This is a genomic window from Saccharothrix sp. NRRL B-16314, assembly GCF_000716595.1.
In the GTDB taxonomy this organism is placed as follows: Bacteria; Actinomycetota; Actinomycetes; order Mycobacteriales; family Pseudonocardiaceae; genus Actinosynnema.
Window position 1 is genome coordinate 928817 of the sequence record NZ_JNXC01000001.1, and the last position, 24374, is coordinate 953190.

Annotated in this window: 21 protein-coding genes; 15 read left to right on the forward strand and 6 right to left on the reverse strand. The window is 71.9% G+C overall.

Annotated features, from left to right (window positions below):
• Positions 1–76: 76 nt before the first annotated feature.
• The 3 genes from OQ02_RS43570 to purH are packed head-to-tail and all read left to right on the forward strand — an operon-like array spanning position 77 to position 3901.
• Positions 77–1630, forward strand: a complete 1554-nt coding sequence (locus tag OQ02_RS43570; RefSeq protein ID WP_033436800.1) for a cell division protein PerM — start codon at positions 77–79, stop codon at positions 1628–1630.
• Positions 1631–1685: 55 nt separating this feature from the next.
• Entirely contained in the window at positions 1686–2321 is a 636-nt protein-coding gene (gene purN / locus OQ02_RS04570) for a phosphoribosylglycinamide formyltransferase (protein ID WP_033437045.1), read from the forward strand.
• A complete protein-coding gene (purH, locus tag OQ02_RS04575) occupies positions 2318–3901 on the forward strand; it encodes a bifunctional phosphoribosylaminoimidazolecarboxamide formyltransferase/IMP cyclohydrolase (protein WP_033436801.1) in 1584 nt (527 codons plus the stop codon). The genes purN and purH overlap by 4 nt, the downstream gene beginning before the upstream one ends.
• Before the next feature lie 121 nt (positions 3902–4022).
• Here purH and OQ02_RS04580 read toward each other — a convergent pair whose 3' ends face one another.
• The gene (locus OQ02_RS04580) at positions 4023–4619 is read right to left on the reverse strand and encodes a hypothetical protein (protein ID WP_033436802.1); all 597 of its coding nucleotides are present in this window, start codon (positions 4617–4619) and stop codon (positions 4023–4025) included.
• On the opposite strand from OQ02_RS04580, the gene OQ02_RS43575 reads away from it, so the two are divergent.
• The 5 genes from OQ02_RS43575 (at position 4606) to OQ02_RS04595 (ending at position 11168) form a co-directional block, all read left to right on the forward strand.
• Positions 4606–4800 (forward strand): hypothetical protein, encoded by a 195-nt coding sequence (locus OQ02_RS43575; RefSeq protein WP_156076865.1) that lies wholly within the window; start codon positions 4606–4608, stop codon positions 4798–4800. The genes OQ02_RS04580 and OQ02_RS43575 overlap by 14 nt on opposite strands.
• 8 nt (positions 4801–4808) lie before the next feature.
• On the forward strand, positions 4809–4961 hold the full coding sequence (locus tag OQ02_RS43580) for a hypothetical protein (RefSeq protein WP_156076866.1): 153 nt from the start codon (positions 4809–4811) through the stop codon (positions 4959–4961).
• 326 nt (positions 4962–5287) lie between these two features.
• Positions 5288–5971: a hypothetical protein gene (locus OQ02_RS04585; RefSeq protein WP_033437046.1), complete on the forward strand. Its 684-nt coding sequence runs from the start codon at positions 5288–5290 to the stop codon at positions 5969–5971.
• 54 nt (positions 5972–6025) lie between these two features.
• Entirely contained in the window at positions 6026–7600 is a 1575-nt protein-coding gene (locus tag OQ02_RS04590; RefSeq protein ID WP_156076867.1) for a Y-family DNA polymerase, read from the forward strand.
• A gap of 250 nt (positions 7601–7850) precedes the next feature.
• Positions 7851–11168: an error-prone DNA polymerase gene (locus tag OQ02_RS04595; protein ID WP_033436803.1), complete on the forward strand. Its 3318-nt coding sequence runs from the start codon at positions 7851–7853 to the stop codon at positions 11166–11168.
• A 680-nt stretch (positions 11169–11848) separates the two neighbouring features.
• Here OQ02_RS04595 and OQ02_RS04600 read toward each other — a convergent pair.
• On the reverse strand, positions 11849–12418 hold the full coding sequence (locus tag OQ02_RS04600; protein ID WP_033436804.1) for a dihydrofolate reductase family protein: 570 nt from the start codon (positions 12416–12418) through the stop codon (positions 11849–11851).
• Between the two features lie 74 nt (positions 12419–12492).
• On the opposite strand from OQ02_RS04600, the gene OQ02_RS04605 reads away from it, so the two are divergent.
• A complete protein-coding gene (locus OQ02_RS04605; RefSeq protein WP_033436805.1) occupies positions 12493–13056 on the forward strand; it encodes a TetR/AcrR family transcriptional regulator in 564 nt (187 codons plus the stop codon).
• A 9-nt stretch (positions 13057–13065) separates the two neighbouring features.
• Here OQ02_RS04605 and OQ02_RS04610 read toward each other — a convergent pair whose 3' ends face one another.
• From OQ02_RS04610 to OQ02_RS04625, 4 genes are read right to left on the reverse strand one after another with little or no spacing between them, the layout of a single operon-like run.
• On the reverse strand, positions 13066–13359 hold the full coding sequence (locus tag OQ02_RS04610) for a DUF3017 domain-containing protein (RefSeq protein ID WP_051771826.1): 294 nt from the start codon (positions 13357–13359) through the stop codon (positions 13066–13068).
• A 19-nt stretch (positions 13360–13378) separates the two neighbouring features.
• Positions 13379–14236 (reverse strand): bifunctional methylenetetrahydrofolate dehydrogenase/methenyltetrahydrofolate cyclohydrolase, encoded by an 858-nt coding sequence (locus tag OQ02_RS04615; protein WP_033436806.1) that lies wholly within the window; start codon positions 14234–14236, stop codon positions 13379–13381.
• 37 nt (positions 14237–14273) lie between these two features.
• Complete coding sequence (locus OQ02_RS04620) at positions 14274–15203, reverse strand: DMT family transporter (RefSeq protein ID WP_081915364.1); 930 nt, start codon at positions 15201–15203, stop codon at positions 14274–14276.
• A complete protein-coding gene (locus tag OQ02_RS04625) occupies positions 15196–16413 on the reverse strand; it encodes an MFS transporter (RefSeq protein ID WP_156076869.1) in 1218 nt (405 codons plus the stop codon). The genes OQ02_RS04620 and OQ02_RS04625 overlap by 8 nt, the downstream gene beginning before the upstream one ends.
• Before the next feature lie 115 nt (positions 16414–16528).
• Between OQ02_RS04625 and OQ02_RS04630 the strand changes: the two genes are divergently transcribed.
• From OQ02_RS04630 to OQ02_RS40735, 6 genes are all read left to right on the forward strand, one after another.
• A complete protein-coding gene (locus tag OQ02_RS04630; RefSeq protein WP_051771689.1) occupies positions 16529–17026 on the forward strand; it encodes a YbaB/EbfC family nucleoid-associated protein in 498 nt (165 codons plus the stop codon).
• Positions 17023–17334 (forward strand): WXG100 family type VII secretion target, encoded by a 312-nt coding sequence (locus tag OQ02_RS04635; RefSeq protein ID WP_051771692.1) that lies wholly within the window; start codon positions 17023–17025, stop codon positions 17332–17334. The genes OQ02_RS04630 and OQ02_RS04635 overlap by 4 nt, the downstream gene beginning before the upstream one ends.
• Positions 17335–17362: 28 nt before the next feature.
• Positions 17363–19120, forward strand: coding sequence for a WXG100-like domain-containing protein (locus OQ02_RS04640; protein ID WP_033436807.1), 1758 nt, complete (start codon positions 17363–17365; stop codon positions 19118–19120).
• Positions 19098–19619 (forward strand): hypothetical protein, encoded by a 522-nt coding sequence (locus OQ02_RS04645; RefSeq protein WP_063746995.1) that lies wholly within the window; start codon positions 19098–19100, stop codon positions 19617–19619. Before OQ02_RS04640 ends, OQ02_RS04645 begins: the two co-directional genes overlap by 23 nt.
• Positions 19616–21124, forward strand: a complete 1509-nt coding sequence (locus tag OQ02_RS04650) for a TNT domain-containing protein (protein WP_033436808.1) — start codon at positions 19616–19618, stop codon at positions 21122–21124. Before OQ02_RS04645 ends, OQ02_RS04650 begins: the two co-directional genes overlap by 4 nt.
• 83 nt (positions 21125–21207) lie before the next feature.
• Complete coding sequence (locus tag OQ02_RS40735) at positions 21208–24303, forward strand: TNT domain-containing protein (RefSeq protein ID WP_156076870.1); 3096 nt, start codon at positions 21208–21210, stop codon at positions 24301–24303.
• Positions 24304–24374: the final 71 nt, after the last annotated feature.

Below are 24374 nucleotides of genomic sequence, written 5' to 3' on the forward strand. Positions count from 1 at the left end.
GATCTCCGGTGCCACCCCTTTCGCGTACCCGGCGAGCCTCGCCCGAATGGCTCATCGCTACTGGGACAGTGGGAGGATGTCGGTGCAGCAAGCGACTTCGCACGGCGTCGTGACGGATTCCGTCCGCCCGCCCGAGTTCTCCCGCGCCGAACGGGTGCGGGTGCTCACGATGACCGCCGCCGGTTCGGTGGTCGTCGGCTACGCGGCGGTGGCCGCGCTGCTCGCGCTGGTCTCGTCGACGGCCGCGCACGCGTCGTTCTCCACGACGGGCGTGCTGACCGCCGCCGCGCCGGGCTGGCTGGTCGCGCACCACGTGCCGCTGCGGTTCGACGGCGGGCAGCTCGGCATGCTGCCGCTGCTGCCGACGGCGCTGGTGATGCTGCTGGTGTACCGGGCGGCGGCCAGCGCGGCGGACCGGTTGGGGCTGTTCGAGCCGTTGCAGGCGCGGTCGGTGGTGTTCGCGATCTCGGGCGCGCACGCCGTGGTCGGCAGCGTGATCGCGTTCCTGATGGGCGACGACGGTCCGGTGCGGGCCACGCCGGCGGTGGCGTTCTTCGGGTGCGCTGCGGTGTCCGCGCTGGCGGCCGTCGCGGGTGTCGCGCAGCGCTGCGGCCTGGTGGAGGTCGTGTTCGAGCGGATCGACCCGGTGGCCCGGCGCGGGCTGCGCGCGGGTGCGCTGGCGCTGTCCGCGCTCACCGCGGCGGGCGCGTTCCTGCTGGTGTTGGGCCTGGTGTCCTCGTGGTCCACCACCGCCTCGCTGTTCCACCCGGTCGGCGGCACGATCGGCACCGGTCTCGGCATCTGGCTGATGTGCCTGGCGTACCTGCCGAACGCGGTGGTCGGTGCCCTGTCGTACGTGGTGGGCTCGGGGTTCTCGATCGGGTCCGTGGTGGTCGGACCGCTGGAGTTCACCGGCGGCCCGGTGCCCGCCGTGCCGCTGCTGGCCGCGTTGCCCGAGGAGCAGGCGGTCTACCTGCCGTTGGTGCTGATCGTGCCCGGTGTGGTGGGCGTGCTGGCCGGGTTCTCGCTGCGCAACGCCGCTGAGACGCCCCGGTCAAGGGTGCGCGCGGTGCTCGTCGCGGCGGTCACGGCGGGTGTGGGCACGCTGGTCTTGGCGGCGGTGTCCGGTGGCGCGTTGGGCGGTGGGGTGTTCAACCCGGTGACCATCCCGGCCGGGCTGCTGGCCGTGCTGACGTTCGGCTGGGTGACCGTGCCGGGGGTGGTCGTGGCATGGTTCTCCGGACCCCGGCCGCCGCGGGTGGTGGAGCCCGAGCCGGAGCCGGAGGCCGAGCCGGAATCCGAGTCCGAGCCAGGGGCTGAGCCCGAGTTGGAGTCGGAAGACGATGCCGTCGTCACCGACTACGACGACGAGGTCGAGGAGTTCGAGGAAGAGGACGAGGAGTACGAGGAAGACCTGGACGACGGAGACCCGGACGAGGAAGACCTCGACGAGCACGACTTGGACGAGTACGACGACCTCGAGGAGTTCGAGGACGAGGAACCCGCCCCGGGCGAAGTCGACGGCTCCGACGAAGAGGACGAGCCGGAAGCACCGGACGAGCCGGATGACGCGGAGGAGCCGGACGGGCCGGACGACGCCGACCCGGACCTGGCCGACAAGCCCCGGTAGCCAACGCCTAGGCTGCTCTTGAGCTGCTGTGACAGTCCCCAGCAAGGAGAGCACGCTGAGCGCCGCGACCACACTCCGGCTTCCCGTCCCCGCCAGGGTCGTCGTCCTCGTTTCCGGTTCCGGCACCCTGTTGCAGGCGTTGCTGGACTCGGCGGCCGACCCCGGTTACCCGGTGGAGGTGGTGGCCGTCGGCGCCGACCGTGACGGCATCGAGGGCCTGAGCCGCGCCGAGCGCGCCGGCGTCCCCGGTTTCACGGTGAAGCTGCGCGACCACGCCGACCGCGCCGCGTGGGACACCGCGCTGGCCGACGCCGTCGAGGAGCACCGGCCCGACCTGGTGGTCTCCGCCGGTTTCATGAAAATCCTCGGACCCGACTTCCTGGCCCGCTTCGGCGGCCGGATGGTCAACACCCACCCCGCGCTGCTGCCCGCCTTCCCCGGCGCGCACGGCGTCCGCGACGCCGTCGACTACGGCGTGAAGGTGACCGGCGCGACCGTGCACCTCGTGGACGGTGGTGTGGACACCGGGCCGATCCTGGCCCAGGAGGCGGTCGTCGTCGCCGATGACGACGACGTCGAAAGCCTGCACGAGCGCATCAAGGTGGTGGAGCGGCGGCTGCTGGTCGACGTGGTCGCCCGCTTGGCCCGCGAGGGCTGCACCGTGAACGGACGAAAGGTGAGCATCCCGTGACCACTCCTGCCGAGAGGCGACCGGTTCGTCGGGCCCTGATCGGGGTGTCCGACAAGTCGGGGCTGCTGGAACTGGCCACCGGCCTGCACGCGGCCGGGGTCGAGATCGTCTCCACCGGCGGCACGGCGCGCACGCTGGCCGACGCGGGCGTGCCGGTCACGCCCGTCGAGCAGGTCACCGGGTTCCCGGAGGCGCTGGACGGCCGGGTGAAGACGCTGCACCCCGGCGTGCACGCGGGCCTGCTCGCGGACACCCGGCGCCCGGCGCACGTGGAGACGTTGCGCGAGCTGGGCATCGAGCCGTTCGACCTGCTCGTGGTGAACCTGTACCCGTTCACGCAGACGGTGGCCTCGGGCGCGTCGGCGGACGAGTGCGTCGAGCAGATCGACATCGGCGGCCCGGCCATGGTGCGGGCGTCGGCGAAGAACCACGCCAGCGTGGCCGTCGTGGTGGACCCGTCGCGGTACTCGTGGGTGCTGGAGCAGGTCGGGGCCGGCGGGTTCAGCCTGGCGGACCGGCAGCGGTTGGCCGTGGACGCGTTCCGGCACACCGCGTCGTACGACGTGGCGGTCGCTTCGTGGCTGGGCGGCGTGGTGGCGCCCGACGACGAGGGCTCGGGTTTCCCCGGCTGGGTCGGCGCGACGTGGAACCGCAAGCAGGTGCTGCGGTACGGCGAGAACCCGCACCAGCGGGCGGCGCTGTACACGCAGGGCGACGGGCGTTCCGGCCTGGCGACGGCGTCGCAGCTGCACGGCAAGGAGATGTCCTACAACAACTTCGTCGACGGTGACGCCGCGTGGCGTGCGGCGTGGGACCACGAGCTGCCGTGCGTGGCGATCATCAAGCACGCCAACCCGTGCGGCATCGCGGTGTCCCATGTGGACGGTCCCGGTGCGATCGCCGAGGCGCACCGCAACGCGCACGCGTGCGACCCGGTGAGCGCGTTCGGCGGGGTGATCGCGGCGAACCGCGAAGTCACCGTGGAGATGGCCGAGCAGGTCGCGGAGATCTTCACCGAGGTCGTCATCGCGCCTTCGTACGCTGATGGCGCGGTGGACGTGCTGACGCGCAAGAAGAACGTGCGCATCCTGGTCGCGCCGGCGCCCGAGCGCGGCGGGGTGGAGATGCGTGCCGTGTCCGGCGGGCTGCTGGTGCAGACCGCGGACACCATCGAGGCCGAAGGCGACGACCCGGCCAAGTGGACGTTGGCTTGCGGCGCTCCGCTGGACGAGGCGGGGCTGGCCGACCTGGCGTTCGTCTGGCGGGCGTGCCGGGCGGTGAAGTCGAACGCGATCCTGCTGGCGTCCGGTGGTGCGACCGTCGGTGCGGGCATGGGTCAGGTCAACCGGGTGGACGCGGCACGGCTCGCGGTCGCGCGTGCGGGTGACCGCGCGCGGGGCGCGGTGGCCGCGTCGGACGCGTTCTTCCCGTTCCCGGACGGGCTGGAAGTGCTGGTGGAGGCCGGTGTGCGGGCGATCGTGCAGCCCGGTGGGTCGGTCCGTGACGCCGAGGTGATCGCGGCGGCGGAGGCGGCCGGTGCGACCGTGTACCTGACCGGGACGCGGCACTTCGCGCACTGAGCTTCCGGCTGGTGGTTTCCGCCGGTGGTTTTCGGCCGGTGGTTGTGGTTGGTGGTTTTCGGTTGGTGGTTTCCGGTTGGTCGGGGGCTCTTCGCCTGCGTGCGAGGAGCCCCCGTGCCCGTTACTTCGAGATCAGCTCTTCGGCCGTCTTGTGCGCGACGGCCTCCGCGTCCGCGACAGGGAACCCCGCGTCGGTGAAGAAACCCTTGTCGTGGCCCGAGTAGCGGATGTTCCACACCACCGCGCCCTTGCGGACCAAGAGGTTCACCTCGGTCAGGTCATCGGCGCCGGCCGGGATGACGATCATCGCCTCGTCACCGAGGCCGTCGACCGGCTTGGCCTGCCGGCCGGCGGCGTACGACGTGAAGCCGTTGTAGCTGCCCTTGGCCGATTCGACGTTGCGGTCGTCCTTCTCGGAGAACTCGGTGTAGTCGTAGACGTGGAAGCCGAGTGTGCGCGGGTCGGGGCCGTCCTTGCCCTTGGTCTGCCCCCACATGCAATGGCTGTGCCTCATGCCGGAGTTTTCGTCGGCGGGCGCTTGGAGGAGGCGGAAGCTGCTGACGTGCGCCTGTGACCTGAGGTCGCCGCTCAGCACGCACTGGGCGACCGGCTCCGTGCCGGGACCGCCGCCGGGTTCGTCGGTGTAGCTCAGGTAGGACGAGCCGAGGACACCGCCGACGGCCGGCACGACCACCGCGACCACGATGCCGACGACCAACCCGGTCCGCTTCTTCCTCGGCTGCTGGGGACCGTACGCGCCGGGCTGGTACGCGCCGGGCTGCTGGTTGCCGGGCTGCTGGTACCCGCTGGGCTGCTGGACGCCTGCCGGTTGGACGCCTGCCGACGGGTACTCGCCTGACTGCTGGATGCCCGCCGGCTGGTACCCGCCGGGCTGCTGAGCGCCGGCGTGCTGAGCGGTGGGCTGTCGGGTGGCGGGCTGCTGAGCGGTGGGCTGTTGGGTGGCGGGCTGCTGCTGGGCGGCGGACTGCGGGTACCCGCCCGGTTGCTGGTAGCCGGTGGGTTGCTGAGGGCCGGGGTGGCCGCCGCCCGGTTGCCGTAGCCGGCGGGGTGTCCGGGCGCGCCCGGTTGGCCGTGGCCCTGTGGTCCTGGTGAGGGCTGCCGAGGGCCGGATCCGGGCTGGTGCTGGAGCTGTCGAGCCTGGTTGTGCGGGTTCTGAGGTGCGTTCACGGCCCCCCTGTGGTGTCGACCGCTGTGCGCGGGAAGTCTGCCGGCCACCCGATCGGGGACACCGTTGGCATTGACACCGGTGGGCTGCTTCGGGATAAGATCGTCCTGTCGTTCGAACACACGTTCGACAGACAGGTCGCCGACTTCCCACGGCGATCCGCGCACAGGGGTGCGCGCGGATCGGTGGGAGGAGGGTGGGTGTCCAGGTCGGCAACGGCGACGCTGACCGCGCTCGGGGTAGGCGCGGCGGGCGGGCTGACCACGGCACCGGCCTTGGCTCTGCCGGTTCGCGGGGAACTGGCAGAGCTCCTCCCGTGGGGCGGCCTGCGGCGGGGCAGCACGGTGTCGGTGCGCGGGTCGACATCGTTGCTGCTCGCGCTGGTGGCCGAGGCGACGGCGGAAGGGTGCTGGGCGGCTTTTGCAGGTCTGCCGCGGTGTGGGGCACTCGCGGCGGCCGAACTGGGGGTGGCCGTCCACCGCCTCGCCCTGGTCCCTCGTCCAGGGAGGGACCAGGGCGAGGTCGAGAAGACCATCGCGGCGCTGCTCGACGGTTTCGACCTGGTCGCGGTGGCCACGCCGGTCACGCCGGCTACCTCCCGCAAACTCTCGGCGCGAGCCCGTCACCGCAAAGCCGTCCTGCTGCCGTTCGCGGTCGAGTGGCCGGGCGCCGACGTGGAGCTGACCGCAGTCCCCGGCCCGTGGACCGGTTTGGAAGCCGGTCACGGTGTGCTGTCCACTCGGACCGTCACGGTCCAGGCGACCGGGCGGGGCGCTGCCGCCAGACCGAGGCAGACCCGTCTTCCCCTCCCCGGAACCGCGACATCGCGTCCCGGTCCGATCCCTCTCACCGCACCGCGCCCGACGACGGCCGAGGCGGTGTGACCGGTGCTGCCCGCCTCACGTCCCCTTGAACCCGCCTCACGTCCCCCTGAAGAGGTGAATCCCCTGTACACGCTTGCCGTCTGGTGTCCTGACTGGCCGGTGGTGGCGGCCTCCGCGGAGGCCGCGCTCCCGCCGCACGTGCCTGCCGCCGTGATCGGATCGGGTGAAGTCGTCGCCTGTTCGGCGGTCGCGCGGGCAGAGGGCGTGCGGCGTGGGATGCGGCGGCGCGCGGCCCAGGGGCAGTGTCCCGAGCTGGTCGTCCTCGACTACGACGAGGTGCGTGACGCCCGGCTCTTCGAACCGGTCGCGGTGGCGGTGGAAGAGCTCGCGCCGGGGATCGAGGTGGTGCGGCCGGGGCTGGTGGTCGTCGCGGCCCAGGGCCCGGTCGGCTACTACAAGTCCGCCGAGCAGGCCGCCGAACGCCTGGTGGACCAGGTGGCGGTCCGCGTCGGCGTGGAAGCGCAGGTCGGTTTCGCCGACGGGCTGTTCGCGGCGACCCTGGCCGCGCATCGCGGGTTGATCGTGCCGCCCGGTAGGACCAGGGAGTTCCTCGAGCCGCTGGGCGTCCACGAACTCGACCAGCCCGCCGAACACCGCGAGGACCGGGCCGAACTGGTCGACTTGCTGCGCCGCCTCGGTCTGCGCACCCTCGGCGCGTTCGCCGCCGTTCCCGAGCGGGACGTCGCCACCCGCTTCGGTCGGGCAGCCGTGCTGGCCCACCGGTTGGCCGCAGGACTGGAGGAACGTGCCCGGTCACGCCGCCGCCCGCCGCCCGAGCTGTCGGTCACCCGGCAACTCGACCCGCCGATCGACCGGGTCGACGCGGCGGCGTTCGCGGCGAAGGGCCTCGCCGAACGCCTGCACACAGGCCTCGCCGACCGCGGCCTGGCGTGCACGCGGCTCGGTATCCGCGCCACGACGGAGAACGGCGAGGAACTGCACCGGGTGTGGCGCTGCGCGGACCCGCTCACCCCGCAGGGCATCGCGGACCGGGTTCGCTGGCAACTCGACGGGTGGCTCACCCGCGCCCGGCTCACCGCCGGAATCCACCTGCTCCGGCTCGACCCGGAAGAGGTCGTCGACGCCACCGTCCTGCAACTGGGCCTGTGGCCGGGCGCGGGGCAGGACCAGGGCGAGGCGGCGGAACGCGCGGCGCGGGCGATGGTGCACGTCCAAGGCCTGCTCGGGCCGGACGCCGTGCTCACGCCCGTGCTGGGAGGTGGTCGTGGGCCGGTGGAACGGGTGCGGTTGGTGCCGTGGGGCGACGAGCGCACCCCGGCGGCGGACCCGGACCAGCCGTGGCCGGGGCAGCTGCCCGCGCCGTCGCCGGCGACGGTGTTCAGCGAACCCGAGCCGGTGGCGCTGCTGGACGAGTCGGGCGCGGACGTCGTGGTCACCGGGTACGCCGAGCTGGTCGTCCAGCCGCACCGGATCGTGCACGCCGGTCGGACGCGGCAGGTCGTGGCGTGGTCGGGGCCGTGGCCGGTGGACGAGCGCTGGTGGGACGAGGAGGCCGCGATGCGCGGGGCGCGGCTCCAGGTGCTGGGTGCCGCTTCGGACGGCGAGGAACTGGCGTTCCTGCTGATCCGGGCGGGTGGGAAGTGGGCGGTGGAAGGGGTGTACGACTGATGAGCGGTGACTTTTTCGAGCGGGATCGCCGGGGTTCTCGGGATGGCCGGGATCGTGCGGATCGCCGTGGTTTGGCTGAGTGGTTGGCCGACTTCGGCGGGTCGGATCAGCGTGGTGGGCCGGCCTACGTGGTGAGTTTCGGCTGGCTCCCGGCGCAGCTGCCCCCGTCGCTGCCCCCGCCGTCGATTCCGCCGTCGATCCCGTTGTCGCAGATCCCGGCACCTCGGCGAGCTCCCGACGACCTGCGCTGATGGGCTGGAACAACCCGCCGGTCCACTGGTCGGACCTGGAGCGCGCGCTGTCGGGACGAGCGCCGTCGAATGGGGCTCCGGTCCCGGACGGCGGCGACAGTCCGGCGTGGACGCGTCATCGTGACCGCTACGAGGCGCCGCCCGATTTCGCGGTCAAGGTGGACGACCTCGGTGCGACCCGCAACCGCGTGCCCTACGTCGAGCTGCACTGCCACTCCAACTTCAGCTTCCTCGACGGCGCGAGCCATCCGGAGGAGCTGGTGGAGGCGGCGCAGCAGCTCGGGCTGGACGGGGTGGCGTTGACCGACCACGACGGCATGTACGGCGTGGTGCGGTTCGCCGAGGCGGCCAAGGAACTCGGCATGCGCACGGTGTTCGGCACCGAGCTGAGCCTCGGGCTGTCCGCACCGCAGAGCGGTGTGCCCGACCCGGAAGGCGAGCACCTGCTCCTGCTGGCCACCAACCGCGACGGCTACCACGCGCTGTGCCGCACGATCACCACCGGCCAACTCGCGGACGGCAGCGAGAAAGGACGACCGGTCTACCGGCTGGACGAGGTCGTTGCGGACACCAAGGACGACTGCGTCGTGCTCACCGGCTGCCGCAAGGGCGCGGTGCGCCGGGCGTTGACGCGGGAAGGCCCCGAGGCGGCGTTCGCCCAGCTGCGCCGACTGGTCGACCTCTACGGTGCGGACCGGGTGTTCGTGGAGCTGACCGACCACGGCTACCCCGAGGACGGCCCGCGCAACGACCTGCTGTGGGCGATGGCCCACGACCTGGGCTTGCCGACCGTGGCGACGAACGCCGTGCACTACGCGGTGCCCGCGCGCGGTCGGTTGGCCGCGGCGATGGCGGCCGTGCGGGCACGGCGCAGCCTGGACGAGATGACCGGCTGGCTGCCGCCCGGACGCACCGCGTGCCTGCGGTCGGGGGCGGAGATGGCCCGCCGGTTCGCCCGGTTCCCCGGCGCGGTGCAACGCTCGGCCGTGCTCGGCATGCAGTGCCAGTTCGACCTGAAGCTCATCGCGCCGGAACTGCCGCCGTTCGACGTGCCGGCCGGTCACGACGAGAACAGCCACCTGCGTGAGCTGACCTACGCGGGCGCGGCCCACCGCTACCGGTCCATCGGGGAGAACCCGAGGGCGTACCGGCAGATCGAGCACGAGCTGAAGATCATCGAAGAGCTGAACTTCCCCGGTTACTTCCTCGTCGTGCACGACATCGTGTCGTTCTGCCGGCGCAACGACATCCTGTGCCAGGGCCGCGGCTCGGCCGCGAACTCGGCGGTCTGCTACGCGCTGGGCATCACCAACGTCGACGCGGTCCGGTTCGACCTGCTCTTCGAGCGCTTCCTGGCCCCGGCCCGCGACGGCCCCCCAGACATCGACCTCGACATCGAGTCGGACCGCCGTGAGGAGGCCATCCAGTACGTCTACCGCAAGTACGGACGACGGCACGCCGCGCAGGTCGCGAACGTCATCAGCTACCGCGGCCGGTCGGCGATCCGGGACGTGGCGCGGGCGCTCGGCTACTCGGTCGGCCAGCAGGACGCGTGGAGCAAGCAGATCGACCGGTGGGGTCCACTGCGGTCCACAGTGGACGAAGGCGGCATACCGCGTCCGGTGTTGGAGTTGGCGGCCGAACTGGAGAACTTCCCGCGCCACCTGGGCATCCACTCCGGCGGCATGGTCATCTGCGACCGGCCGGTCAGCGAGGTGTGCCCGGTGGAGAAGGGCCGGATGACCGACCGCACGGTGTTGCAGTGGGACAAGGACGATTGCGCCTCCATCGGGTTGGTGAAGTTCGACCTGCTCGGGTTGGGAATGCTGTCGGCCCTGCACTACGCCATCGACCTGGTGCGCGAGCACGAGGGCATCGAGGTCGACATCGGTGACCTCGACCTGGAAGACCAACGCGTCTACGAGATGTTGCAGCGCGCCGACTCGGTCGGTGTGTTCCAGGTCGAGAGCCGTGCCCAGATGGCCACCCTCCCCAGGCTCAAGCCGCGGACGTTCTACGACCTGGTGGTCGAGGTCGCCCTGATCCGCCCCGGCCCGATCCAGGGCGGCTCGGTGCACCCCTACATCCGCCGCCGCAACGGGAAGGAGGAGTGGGACTACGACCACCCCCTGCTGGAGGGCGCGCTCAAGAAGACCCTCGGCGTCCCGCTGTTCCAGGAACAGTTGATGCAGATCGCCGTCGACGTGGCCGACTTCAGCCCTGCCGAGGCCGACGAACTGCGCCGCGCCATGGGCGCCAAACGCTCCACGCACCGGATGGAACGCCTCCGCGACCGTTTCCACGAGGGCGCCGCGGCGAAGGGAATCGGTCCCGAACTGGCCGAGCAGATCTACTCGAAGCTGTTGGCCTTCGCCAACTTCGGCTTCCCGGAAAGCCACGCGCTCAGCTTCGCGCACATCGTGTTCGTCAGCTCCTGGTTCAAGCTCTACCACCCGGCCGCGTTCTGCGCGGCTCTTCTGCGTGCTCAGCCCATGGGCTTCTACTCCCCTCAATCACTGGTGGCGGACGCCCGCCGTCACGGTGTCCGGGTGCTCGGGCCTGATGTCAATGCCAGCCTTGCGCACGCGACCCTTGAACTCGTCGACGGTGAGTACGCGGTGCGCATTGGTCTGGGCAGTATTCGGACGGTGGGTCAGAAGGTCGCCGAACTCGTCGTCGCGGAACGGGAGTCGGGTGGTGGGGCGTATGCGGACATGGCGGACTTCGGTGCCCGGGTGCGTTTGACCACCGCTCAGGTGGAGGCCATGGCCACCGCGGGTGCGTTCGGGTGTTTTGGCCTTGATCGGCGTGCGGCGTTGTGGTCGGCGGGGGCCGTGGCGAAGATCCGGCCTGATCGGTTGCCCGGAACCGTGGTCGGAACTGATGCGCCTGCCCTGCCCGGTATGGACGAGGTGGAGTTGGCGGTTGCGGATGTGTGGGCCATGGGGTTGTCGCCGGACAGTTTTCCGACCCAGTTCGTGCGTGAACGGCTGGTCGGTCTGGGTGCGCTGACGACGGCCGAGTTGGTTCGGGTGCCCAACGGGACCAGGGTGTTGATCGGTGGCGCCGTTACCCACCGGCAACGGCCCGGTACTGCGGGAGGCGTCACGTTCCTCAACATCGAGGACGAGACCGGGATGGTCAACGTGGTGTGCACGACCGGGTTGTGGGCCCGCTACCGGAAGGTCGCCCGGAGCAGTCCTGCACTGCTCGTTCGAGGTGTGGTCGAGTCGGCTGAAGGGGTCATCAGTATTCGGGCGGAGCGGTTGCAGCAGTTGGACCTGCGCATACCGTCTCGTTCTCGGGATTTCCGGTGACGGTGCACTGGGCCATTCCGGGGACATCCCCCGGAATGCCCGCCGGGGGTCCGATCGTGGTGCCCGAATCCGCCGGCGGTTGGCCGTGGTGTTCGGACTTGGGGATCGGGAGGTTCCTCGACTCGGGATGACCGAGCGGAAGGTGTGGCGTGGGTTGACGGCTGACTGGGGTGGCGGCTGAGTGGGTGGACGGCCGACTGGTTGGTGGCCGATCGGGATGCGGCTGGGTGGGTGGACGGCCGACTGGTTGGTGGCCGATCGGGATGCGGCTGGGTGGGTGGACGGCCGACGGGTTGGTGGCCGAGTGGGTTGGTGGCCGACTGGGGTGGCGGCCGACTGGGTGGCGGCTGGGTGGGTTGGTGGCTGAGGCGTGGCGGCCGAGTGGGTTGACGGCCGAGTGGGTTGACGGCCGACTGGGTTGACGGCCGACTGGGTTGACGGCCGACTGGGGTGGCGGCTGTGCGGGGTGGCGGCCGACTGGGTGGCGGCTGGGTGGGTTGGTGGCTGAGGCGTGGCGGCCGAGTGGGTTGATGGCCGGCTGGGGTGGCGGCTTGGTCGGGATCGGACGTAGTGGCGTTGGGCGGGCAGGTGGTGAACGGTCCGGCGGGAGGTGCGCCGGCCGTTCACCGTTGATCGAACCGCTCCTGATCAGGCCGGGCGGGCTCGCCGGCACGTCGAGGTCAGAGGGCGTCGGCCTTCGTGTACGTGTTGAACACGACGCCGGTCTCGAAGGTTCTGGTCGATCCTTTGGCGAAGCGGGTCGCCGGGACCTCGCCGGCGAAGAGGGGGATGCCCTTGCCTAGCACGATCGGGTGGACCTTGAGGACCAGCTCGTCGATCTCGGGCAGCAGCGAGGCGGCCAGCCTGCCGCCACCGCACAGCCAGATGCCCAGGCCGGACTCGGCTTTCAGCTCGCGAACCTTGGCCAGCGGGTCGGTCGCGACCACTTCCACGTCGCTCGGTGTGGTGCTGAGCCTGCTGGACACCACGTACTGGCGTAGATGTGGGTACGGGCTCGGCAGGCCACCCGGCACCTGGTAGGTCGCACGGCCCATGAGGATCGTGTCGAAGTGCCGGTTCGGCGCGTCGATGCCCAACGCCTCGCGCCCCTGCGCGGGGATGGTGTCCGGGTACTCCTCGAAGAGGGCGGTCATGTGGTCGCCTTCGAACAGGAAGTCGCCGAAGCCCCCCTTCGGGTCGGCGATGAAGCCGTCGAGCGAGGTCGCGATGAAGTAGGTCAGGGTTCGCACGGGATCTCCTCCGGGGGTTTCGGTGACCACTCTGACTGTAGTACTATGGCTGGAGTGGTTGTCAAGGAGGAATCATGGTGAGCAACCCGACCAGGCGTACGGTGCTCGTCGATGCGGCGGTCGAAGTGTTGGCCAGAGAGGGTGCCCGTGGTCTGACTTTCCGTGCCGTGGACCAGGAGGCGGGGGTGCCGAACGGCACCGCGTCGAACTACTTCGCCAACCGGGACGACCTGCTGCGGCAGGTGGGTGAGTACGTGCACGTCCGGCTCGCGCCCAGCGCGCTGCGGCTGGCCGAGACGATGGCGGCCCCACCGGACAAGAGCCTGGTGGAGCGGCTGCTCCGGGACCTGCTCGAACGGCTCCAGGTCGACCGGACGGGGTACCTGGCGCTGCTGGAGCTGCGCCTCGAGGCGACCAGGCGGCCGGAGTTGCAGGCCGCGCTGACCAAGACGATCAGCGACAACCTGGAGCAGAACGTCCGCTTCCACCTGGACGCGGGGCTGCCGGGGGACCGGACCACCGTCGTGTCCCTCTACCTGGCGATGAGCGGCATGATCGTCGAGCACCTGACCCTGCCGGAGGTGTTGCCGGAGGCGGAGATGCAGGAGTTGATCACGGTCCTGGTCGACCGCGCGTAGCCAGCGGCGTCAGCGGTCCAGCGGGCCGCCGATGATGGTCATCGCCACCACGATCACGGAAAACCCCAAACCGGAGTACAGCAACGCGTCGACGCTGCGACTGCGGATCGCGATCAGGCCTGCCTGCTCGTCGGTCACGAGCACCCTCAGCAGGGCCGCGACCAGCAGCGCGAGCCCGATCAGCACCGCGCCCTGCCGCCAGTGGTACTGCACGATCCGCAGGAGACCCAACCCGACCACGCCCAGCACCAGCGCGAACGGCAGGTGCCTGCCTGCCGCGGACCGCCAGCGCTGTTCAGGCAACAACTCCACCGCTTCCGCCTCAGGCCGTCGCCACGTTGCGCTCGGCTGCCTCGACCGTGTTGGTCAGCAGCATCGCAATGGTCATCGGACCCGCGCCACCCGGGATCGGCGCCAGGTACCCGGCGACCTCGGCCACCGACGGGTGCACGTCGCCCACCAGGCCGGCTTCGGTCCGGGTGATGCCGACGTCGACCACGGCCGCGCCGGGCTTCACCATGTCCGCCGTGATCAAGCCGGGGCTGCCCGCACCCGCGATCACGATGTCCGCGCGCCGCACCTCGGCCGCCAGGTCCTTGGTGCCGGTGTGGCACAGCGTCACGGTGGCGTTCTCGCTGCGACGGGTCAGCAGCAGCCCGATCGGCCGGCCGACGGTCACGCCACGACCGACCACGGTCACGTTCGCCCCGGCGATCGGCACGTCGTACCGGCGCAGCAGCTCCACGATCCCGCGCGGCGTGGCGGGGAGCGGTCCCTCGTCACCCAGGACGAGTTTGCCCAGGTTGACGGGGTGCAGGCCGTCGCCGTCCTTGTGCGGGTCGATGCGCTCCAGGATCGGGTTCGGGTCGAGGTGCTTGGGCAGCGGCAGCTGCACGATGTACGCGGTGCAGGCCGGGTCGGCGTTCAGCTCGTCGATGACCTCTTCGAGCTGTGCCTGCGTGATGTCCGACGGCAGGTCGCGGCGGATCGACGTGATGCCGACCTTCGCGCAGGCCAGGTGCTTGCCGCGGACGTACGAGTGCGAACCGGGGTCGTCACCGACCAGCACGGTGGCCAGGCCGGGGGTCACCCCCTGCTCGACCAACGCGGCGACACGCAAGCGCAGGTCCTCGAAGATCGCGTTCCGGGTGGCCTTGCCGTCGAGAGTCGTCGCAGTCACGTGCCTCATCCTCTCATCACCGCCGTCCGCGTTCGCATCACCGTGCCCGCGGGCGCGCCGCGACCACCACCGCGAGCAGCGTCAACACCGCGCCGACGACCGTTGCGGCCGAGAGGTGCCCGCCCGGGGCGGGTGCGATCACGTCGACCGCGATCGCGCCGACCAGCTGGCCTGCCACCTGGCACAGGCCCACCACCAGCACACCCAGCCAGCGCACCGCCAGCACGGCCGTGCCGATGGTCACGATGCCGAGGACGCCGCCCAGGTAGAACCACGGCTCGGCCGGCGCCCGCGTCGGGAACCCGCGCACGGCCAGGTCGACCGCGCACACCGCGAGCAGCACGACGGTGCCGGTGCCGAAGTTGACCAACGTGGTCACCCGTGTGCTCTGCGCCGCCTCGCGGACCAGCCCGTTCATGGCCTGCTGCCAGCCGAGGCCGAGGCCGGCCACGGCGGGCAGCAGAGCGAGCCACAGGTCGGACGGGTCGCCGAACTCGTCCGACACCGCCAGCGCGACCGCCGCCACGGCGAGGCCCGCGCCGATCACGCGCGGCGCGGTCAACGAGACCCGACCGGCCGGTCCGAGGCCTGCCCGGTCCACGAGCAGGCTGCTCACGGCCTGCGCGCCGACCGCCGCCACGGTGAACACGGCCACGCCCAGCGCCGTGATCGTCAACCCCTGCGTGGACACGAAGAACGCGCCGCAGGCACCGCCGACGCACTGCCACCAGCGGATGTGCCCGGCGCGCAGCGACGAGCGCAGCCGAGCCAGCCCGGCACGTCCGGCGGCCGTCGTCGGCACCGCCGACAGCAACAACACCAACCCACCGCCGAACGACACCAGCGCGGCCAGGAAACCGTCGCCGAGCACGTGCCCCAACTCGCCGTTCAACCGTCCCTGGACGGCCAGGAACACCCCGCCGACGAACGCGACGAGCGCACCGACCAGCCGCACCCGGTCACCCAACCGGAACAGCCTCCCGCTCGCGCACCCGGCTCGCCAGGACCGCGCCGAGCAGCGCCGCCGCCGTGCTCGCACCGGCCGCCGCCGCAGGCCCGAAGTGGTCCAGCAGCGAGCCGGCCAGCGGCAGCGCCAACGCCGAACCCGCAGTGGTGAACGTGCCCATCCAGCCGAAAGCCTCGACCTTGCGGTCTTCCGGCGCGAGCCCGCTGATCCGCTCGTTGTTGGCCGCGATGGCGGGTGCGATGGCCATCCCGCCCACCCCCAGCACCAGGCCGATCAGCCACACCGACGACGGTTCCAGCACCGGCGGCAGCACCAGCACCAGCGGTGCGACACCGAGCGCCATCAACAGCATCCGCCGGGGGAACCGGGCCTGCCCGCCGAGCCCGCCCGCGATCAACCCGCCGACCAGCGACCCCAGGCCCCACACCGCCGTCAGCACACCGGCGACCGCGGGCGTGCCGAGGTCACGGGCCCACGCGATGATCACCAGGTCGATCGACACCAGCGACGCCACCATGCACAACGACGCGCCGAACGCCAGCACGAGCGGTCGGTCCCGCAACAACGTCCGCCTGCCGCGCTCCGCCGCCAGGCCCGCCGGCTGATCAAGCCCGGCCCGGCGCAGCGCGCCACCGAACCCCAGCGCGCCGAGCACCGCCAGCGCACCGCACAGCCACAGCGCGACCTGCCCGTTCCACACGGCCACCACGACCGCCGCCCCCGCCGGACCGGCGATGTACATGGCCTCCTGCACGGACGCCTCGACGGTGAACACCGCCGACCGCGCCGAACCGGTGGCCAGCCTCGGGAAGCTCGCCCGGCTCATCGCCGTGACCGGTGGCGTGCTCAACCCCGTCAGGAACGCCACGACCGCCGCCACCGGCCACGCCGAGCCGGGCGTGAACCCGGGCAGCAGGCCGAGCACCACGATGCCCACGCCGTAGCCCGAGGCCGTGACCAGCAGCAACCGCCCGGCCGGACTCCGGTCCGCGGCACGTCCCCGCATCGGCCCCGCCACGCCCATGCCCAACGTCAACGCACCGCCGACCACGCCCGCCACCGCGTACGAGCCCGTCCACCCGGCTATCAGGAACGACACCGCCAACGGCGTCGCGGGCAGGTGGATGCGGCCGACCACCGACCACAGGAGCAGCCAGGGGAGATGCGGGATCGCGGCGAGTTGCCGGTACGGGCGGAGCACGGGTGACACTCTGCCCCCACCCCCCGACAGATCGGTCACGGCGATCGGTCACGGAGATCCGAGGGAACCCGCGGTCCTCCGTCCGCGTCAGCACCTTCTGGGTGGCGCATACGAGGGGACAGCCGTGACCGATCCGACCGGGCGACGGGCCGAGCTGGAGGCGCGGAACGCGGCCATGCGCGAACGGGTCGACTCCCTCCTGGCGGAGCTGCACAAGAAGACCGCCGAGGTGCGCGAAGCACAGGCGCAGGCCATGGCGATCACGGCGAGCGCGGTGTCCGAGGACGGTTCCGTCCGCGCCACCGTCGACTCCGGCGGCGCGTTGACCTCCCTGGAGTTCTCCCCGAACGCCTTCGAGCGCTCCACACCCGACAAGCTGGCCCGACTCGCCACCGAGACCGTGCGGCAGGCCATCGCACAGGCGCGCACGGAGTTGAACGAGGTGCTGGCTCCGGCGCAGCAGGGCGCGAGCGTCGACCTGTCCGAGATGCTGCCCGGCGTGCCGGCGCTGGCCGACCTCATCCCCAAGCCGCCGGTCGTGCCCGAGGCCTCGCCGCAACCCGGTCGTCCCACACCGCCCGCCGACGACGGCAGCAGCGTCATGGACAGGAGTGGCTGGTGAGCGGGTTCGACGTCAACGTGGCCGGCCTGCGCCAGGGCGCGGGTCGGTTCGGCGCGGCGGGCGATGCGCTGGACGGCGTCATGCAGGCGTTGGACTCGGCGTTGAAGGCCGAGGGGCAGTGCTGGGGTGGTGACGAATCCGGCCAGGCGTTCGCCGCGGAGTACGTGCGCAACTCCGAGGCGACGTTGAACGCCTTCAAGGAACTCGCGCAGGCGCTTGACGGGATCCGCACCGGCGTGGAGGCGAGCGCCGACGCCTACGAGGGCTCCGACCAGGGAAACGCGACCGGGATCTCCCGGACCTACTGATCTCCCGGACTCACTGAGGGGCACGGCGTTGGGCATCGAGATCCCGGGCGAGGTCACCTGGCTCTTCCCGGTCGTGGTCGGGCAGAGCTGGCCGGAAGGTGACGAAACGGCACTCCGGCGGATGGCCGACGCCTATCGCGCCGCCGCACGGGGCGTGCAGTCCGTGATCGACGAGGGCAACGGCGCGGCGTCGTCCGTGGTCGCGAGCCAGGCGGGTGGAGCGGGCGAGGAGTTCCGGGAGTACTGGCAGAAGTTCTCCGACGGCGACGACTCGTACCTGTCGACGTTGCGGAAGACCTGTGAGGAGTTGGCGGAGAGCTGCGACAACACGGCGTCGGAGGTGGAGTACGCCAAGCTGTCGATCATCGCGGCGCTGGTCGCGCTGGCGATCGAGATCGCGGCGCTGGTCGCGGCGGCGTTCGGCACGTTCGGCGCGTCGACGGCGGGTGTTCCGATCGCTCAGCAGGCCACGCGGCTGATCGTGCAGTTCGCGTTCCGTCAGCTGGTCATCGCGATCCTGGGGGAGGTCGTGATCTCGGTCGGTGTCGACGCGACCACCCAGGCCGTGCAGGTGGCGCGCGGTGATCGGGAGGCGTGGGACCGGGGCGGGATCACCGAGGCGGCGGTGCCAGGGGCGGTGTCGGCGGCGGTGCCGAGGGTGTCGTCCGGGGTGGTGGGCGGTGTCCCGGGCGGGCTGAAGGTCGAGGGCGGTGAGCCGACCGGGCAGGTGCCGGTCGGTGCTACGCGTGGTGCGGTCGAGGGCGCGGTGCCCCCGGTCGGCCCGGCGGTGTCCCCGGTCGGCCCGGCGGCGGTGGGGCAGGACATCCCGGCGCAGGACGTGCCGACGGGCGCGTCGCCGGGTGGGGTGTCCGGTTCGATCGGCGGGGCCAAGGACGGTCTGCCTGCCGGGCCACCGCGGGTTGACGGGTCCGTTGGTGGGTTGGTCGGCGGGCCGGTCGGTTCGCCTGGTTGGGCGCCCGTGAGTCGGGACGGGTTGAACCGGCCGCCGGCGGGGACGACTTCGACTTCGGCGGCTGCGCCGGCGATGACCGCGCCGACTTCTTTTGCCGGTGGTGGCGACTCATCGCCTGCCACGTCGTCTACGTCGTTCAGCGGGACTCCCGGCGGGCGCCCGGATGCTTCGGTGCCGACGTTTTCCGGTGGTGGCGCGGGACCTTCCATCGGTAGCCGCCTTGGCCCGGCTCCCGCATCGCCTGCTGTCGGTGCACCTGCTGTCGGTGGGTCTGTCGGCGGCGGGTCCGGTGGCGGGCCTGCGACTGCTGCTCCCACTGCCGGCGGTGCGGTCTCGGGTGGGGTGCCGCTGGCCGGTGCGGTGGCCGGCGGTGCGATGGCCGGCGGTGCGGCTGCTCGTGCTTCGACGCGCGGTCGGTCGGCACCCGGAACCCGAGCACCCGAAGCAGGCCCACCGGACGACGTCACGCCCGACGTGACCGACGAGCACACCCCGGCGTCCGGTCATGAATGGCCGGAGGAAACCGCCACCGAACCCGCCACGGATCCGCTGCCCCACAAGGACGTCGACACGGACCAGGGAGCCAGGCGCCCGGCCTTCGTCACCGACGGGACCTGGCACCGGATGGAACAGGACAGCGCGAAGTTCACGAAGTCCGGCGGTACGGTCGAGGTGATCGACACGGTCGCCCTGCGCGACCCGCTGCACCTCCACCCGCACACGTACCAGACCCGATGGCGCGTGACGCTCGCCGACGGCACCACCGAGATCCACGTCAGGAGCTACCCGAATGAGCACGACGCAGCCCTCTGACCGGTCGGCTTCCGAGCAGCGCCACGACGAGCTGCTCCAGCACATCGGCGGCGTGCTGCTGGACGCTGCTCCCGACGGCTTCCGGCGGATCGACCTGCTGGTGCGGATGACCGTGGCGGTGCAGGACGCGACGTTGAAGGTGTACATGCCGGACCGCGGCACCCCCGAGGTGGTCCCGCCGGAAGGGCTGATCGCCGCCTTCCAGGAGCTGCGGCAGGTGCTGTACCAGCCGGGACGCGGCACGTGGTTCTCGGCGCGGTGCGTGGTCAACGCGCCGGCCCGGATCGACGTCACCTACAACGTCGACCACGACCCCGGGTTCGACCCGCCGGTGCCGGCGGCGGACTTCGCCCGTGACCTCCAGGTCTTCCCCCGCGACGAGGCCTACCTCCCCGACTGGCTGCGCGCGAAGCTGGTCGAGGCGAGCACCGGCCCCGGGAGAGCCGACCTCGAACACGCCGGCCCCAAGGACGCGAGCACCGAGGAGCAGAACACATGACCGCGCCGCAGTTGGACGTCGAGGACCAGAACGCCGTCCTCGGCTCCGTCACCACCCTGCTGGTGCAGCGCCTGCCCGGCGACTGGGAGCAGCTGTTCGTCGACTTCCGGATGATGGGCAGCCACCTGGAGGCGCAGGTCTCCGGCGTGACCATGTACGGCTCGTCGTTCGACTGGGACCTGCCGCCGGAGGCGCAGCCGTTCTTCGTGCAGCTGCGCGCCGGCATGGCCGGTCCGGGCGTCGGCACGTGGTTCTCGATGAAGTTCCACCTCGTGCACCCGGACACGTACTCGGCGGAGTTCGACCGGGACCACGAGCCGGACTGGAACCAGCCGCCCACGCCGGGGCACTACGCCGAGGAGCTGCAGCTCTACCCGCGCGAGGACGGCGCGATCCCGGCCTGGCTGCGGGGACGGGTGGGGCTGGGGCCGGCCAGGAGCAGCCTGTTCGCCGCGCCGGTGTTCGACGGGACCGACCCGCGGGGCAACCCGGTGCACCACCGCCCGGCCGTGCACCCGCAGGAGCTGGACGACCTCCTCGCCTACCTGGAGAACGCGCCGGTCGTGCTGTCCGCGCGTTCCCGCGGCACGGACGTGTTCAAGCCGGATGCGCCGCCGTCCGTGCCGCTGACCTTCCACACCGACGGCACCTGGGTGTGGCCGGGCGGCGTGGCGCACTACCTGCGCCACCACCGCGTGCCGCCGCTGCCGCAGCTCGTGGAGCACATCCGGGACAACGAGTACGCCGTGCCGCAGGTCTCACCGGACGCGGAGGCCGCCGCGAGCGCCGTCGCCACCGGGCAGGCCGAGGGCGCACCGCTGCCCGAGCACCGGCCGCGGGTGATCACCGACGTCGACCAACGCGCGCTCGACCACCTCAAGGCCCGGCTCGACCACTACGGCGTCGCGGCGTCCGCGTACGGCATCGTGGAGCCGAAGCCGGACGCGTTGGTGATCGAACCCGTGCCCGGGCGGTCCGGCTGGCAGGTCCAGTTCTGGGACGCCGACCGCGGCCCGCACGGTCACCCGAGGGTGTACGAGCACGCGGTGGACGCGGCGAAGGTGCTGCTGGCCGAGCTGCTGTGGCAGTCGGACCTCGATCGGACGCCCGCGGCGGACACCGGCGCCCTCGTGACGCCGGTCGCGGGCATCCAGCCGCTGCCGGACGAACCGCCGCTGTCGCTGTTCCGGGATCACGAGGACGTCGTCATCCCGGTCGGGACCGAGCTGGACCGGTTCGGCGCGGACACCGGCAACCTCGTCTACACGGCCGGCACGGTGCCGGGCAGCCGCTCGTTGCCGCCGGAGTGGCTGAACCGCCCGTACCACCTGTACCGGGTGATGAAGCCCATCCCGGCGTTGAAGGGCGTCGCGGTGCCGTGGTTCGGGCAGGTCGGCGGCGGCACGGGGTACTTCCTGGCGAAGTCGGTGCGCGATCTTCTGGCCGGTGGGAGCCTGGTGGAGGAGGCCGCGGCGGCGCTTCGGACGTCGCCACCGGGGGTCTAGCGACAGTCGCAGCGCGTCATTGGTCCGTTCGGCTCAGCGGGTCCCCGTGCGGGCACCGGGACCCGAGGGGGAAGATGTTGCACGTGTCCGAGCTGAAGCCGCTGAACCCGACCGAGCAGGATGCGCTGGTCAAGCAGATCGGCCTGACGCTGATGCGGGCCGCGCCGGAGGAGTGGCGGCACGTGACGGCCGAGTACCGCGCGACCGGCCGGTACTTCGAGCTGGCCGCCGAGGTGCGGACGGCCGACGGCGCCCTGCGTGCCTGGTCGCCGCCCCACGAGGTGGCCGGCCTGTTCTCGCGTCTGCGCGCCGGCATGTACCGCGACGGCCGGGGCAGCTGGTCCAACGCCCGGTACCAGCTGGACCACCCGTCCAGCTACAACCTGGACTTCGACCGCGCCGAGCCGTCCTGGACCACGCCACCGCCGCCGCAGGCGTACCTGGACGAGATGCGGTTCTTCCCGCGCACCGACGAGAACGTGCCGGACTGGCTGCGCCGCCGCCTCCAGCAGACCGCGCCGCCGCCGCAGGACCAGCTGCCGCACGACCAGCCGCGGGCGTTCCGCACGGCCCGGGTGTTCGACGGCGCCGGTCCGGGCGGACGTCCGTCGGTGAACCGGCCGCCGGTCGCCGACACGGACCGCGACCTGCTGCTGAGCTACCTGGACCGGGCGCCGGTCGCGGTGATCGGGCGCGGGTTCGACGCGGACGTGCTGAACCCGGACGCGCCGGCGCTGGTGCCGGTGGCGTTCCAGACCGACGGGCACTGGATCTGGCCCGCCGCGGTCGGCTACTACCTGCGGGCGTACGACGTGCCGCCGGAGCCGGAGCTGGTGGAGCGGGCCAAGGCGCAGGACTTCGTGCTGCCCGAGGTGAGCGAGGAGGCGCGGGTCGCCGCCGCGGCGAACCTGGGTGCGCCCGCCGCGCCGCAGGGCACCGTGCTGCCGGTCGCGGAGCCGGTGGGAGCGCCGGTCGAGCAGCCGGTCGAGGTGGGCACGACGGTCGTCGCGCCACTGCCGGCCCTGGCCGCCGACCGCGCGCCGGAGCCGGTGAACCAGCCCGAGCCGCCGGTGGACGTCGAGGAGACCGCGAACCTCACCGAGTTGCGGCCGGAGATCATCGAGTACGCCCAGGACGGTCCGCCGTACCGGGTGCGGTTCGACGAGGACGGCCCGGTGATCGACGACCGGTACCGGCGCGAGTCCTACGTGGACGGCATGGACCTGTTCGCCCCCGCCGCGTACGAGGGTGACTCGAACGAGACCCGGCTGAACGAGATCCAGTCGGGTACTCCGGAGCAGGGCAACCCGCAGCCGGACGAACCACAGCCGGGCGAATCACGGCCGAGCGAACCGCAGTCGGTGGAGCGGCAGTCGGCCGAGCCGCAGTCGAACGAGCCGCAGCTGGGCGAACCACAGCTGGGCGAACCACAGCTGGGCGAACCACAGCTGGGCGAACCACAGCTGGGCGAGCCGCAGCCGGACGACACCGGGTCGCGCGCTCCCGAGCTGCACGACACCCAGACCTGGAACCCGTTCACCGACGAGGAGCCCGAAGCCGAGCCCGCGACCGAGCCCGCCGAGGAGACCGCCGAAGTAAGGGCGATCACCGACGAGCCCGCGCACGTCGAGCAGGCCCACGAGCAGCCCGCGTACGACCAGCCTGCCTACGAGCGGCCCGGGTACGACCAGCCCGGTTATGAGCAGCCTGGGTATGACCAGCCCGTCTACGAGCAGTCCGGGTACGACCAGCCGGGGTACGAGCCGTCAGCGGAGCACGAGCCGCAGCCGCTCGGGGAACCGTCCGTCGCACCCGAGGACACCGCTGAGCACCCGGCGGACGACAGCACGAACGACAGTACGAACGACAGTACGAACGACACGGTCGACACGGTCGACGCCGCCGGCGAAGACGCTGCCGAGGTCACCGCCGAGTTCGAGATGGACCAGGACCGGTTGTACGCGCCGGAGCGGGCGGAGTCGCACTTCGCCGAGCAGTCGTACACCGAGCCGCACACCGAGCAGCCGTTCGGCGAGCAGGCTTTCGGTGAGCCGGAGGACACCCGGTTCGAGTCGCGGGACGACGAGCCCCAGGCCGGCGACCAGCACCACTCCGACCAGCACCACTCCGACCAGCACGTCACCGAGCAGGTGCCGCCGCCGTTCGCGGACCAGGCGACCCAGTTCGCCCCCGCGGTGGAGTTGTTCGACGACGTGGACCAGCCCGCGCCACCGGCCCCGATCCTGAGCCCGCCGCCGGTCGAACCGCCGGTGCAGGTCGACGTGCCGAAGCCGCCCGAGCCGCGCCAGGTCACGCCGGACGAGGAGCGGGAGCTGTCCGCCGTCCGCCGCACCCTGGACGGCCTGGACGTGCCGCCCACCGCCTACCGGTTCGGCGGCGAGCCCGCCGACCACACCTGGATGCTGCGCGTCGACGGCCAGGACTGGGAGGTGTCGTACTTCGACCACGGCCCCACCAACCCGGTCCGCTTCGACCGCCTGGAGGACGCCGCCGCCTACCTGATCGGCCGGCTGGTGCTCACCAACCGCCGCGCACCCCGCCCACCGGCCCCGATGCCGCCGCCACCACCGCAGCGCCCGCGTCCGCCGATGAACGGGGTGAACAACGGGCTCAACAACGGCATGAACAACGGCCTGAACAACGGGTTCCGCGAAGAACCGCCGCGTCGCCCCGGACCGCCGCAGCAGCAGCGCCCGCCGGTCGAACCGCCGGTGCCCGCGCCGTCCGCGCAGGCCACCCAGGTCGTGCAGCCCGCGTCGCAGTCGGGCGCCATGACGTCGACCCAGGAGCCGAAGCCCCAGCGCTCCTGGCCGATCAACCCGATGAACGGCGAGCCACCGCTCACCCTGTTCCGGCACAAGAAGATGGTCGAGCTGCCCGCCGGCATGGAGGTGGACCGCTTCGGCGAAGGCGAGGGCAACCTCGTCTACGCGGCGGGCACCCCGTTCGGCCAGCGCTCGCTGGTGCCGTCCTGGATCAACCGCCCGTACCACGTCTACCGCCTGCGCCGACCGGTCGAGGTGCTGACCGGCATCGCCGTGCCGTGGTTCGAGCAGCAGGGCGGCGGCACCGCCTACCTGATGCCGAAGACGATCGACGACATGGTCGCGGACGGCGTGCTGGTGGAGGTCGCCAACCAGGACGCCCCGAACCACTGACGGCCTGAACCACCGACGACCTGAACCACCGACGACCTGAACCACCGACGGCCTGAACCACCGACGGCCTG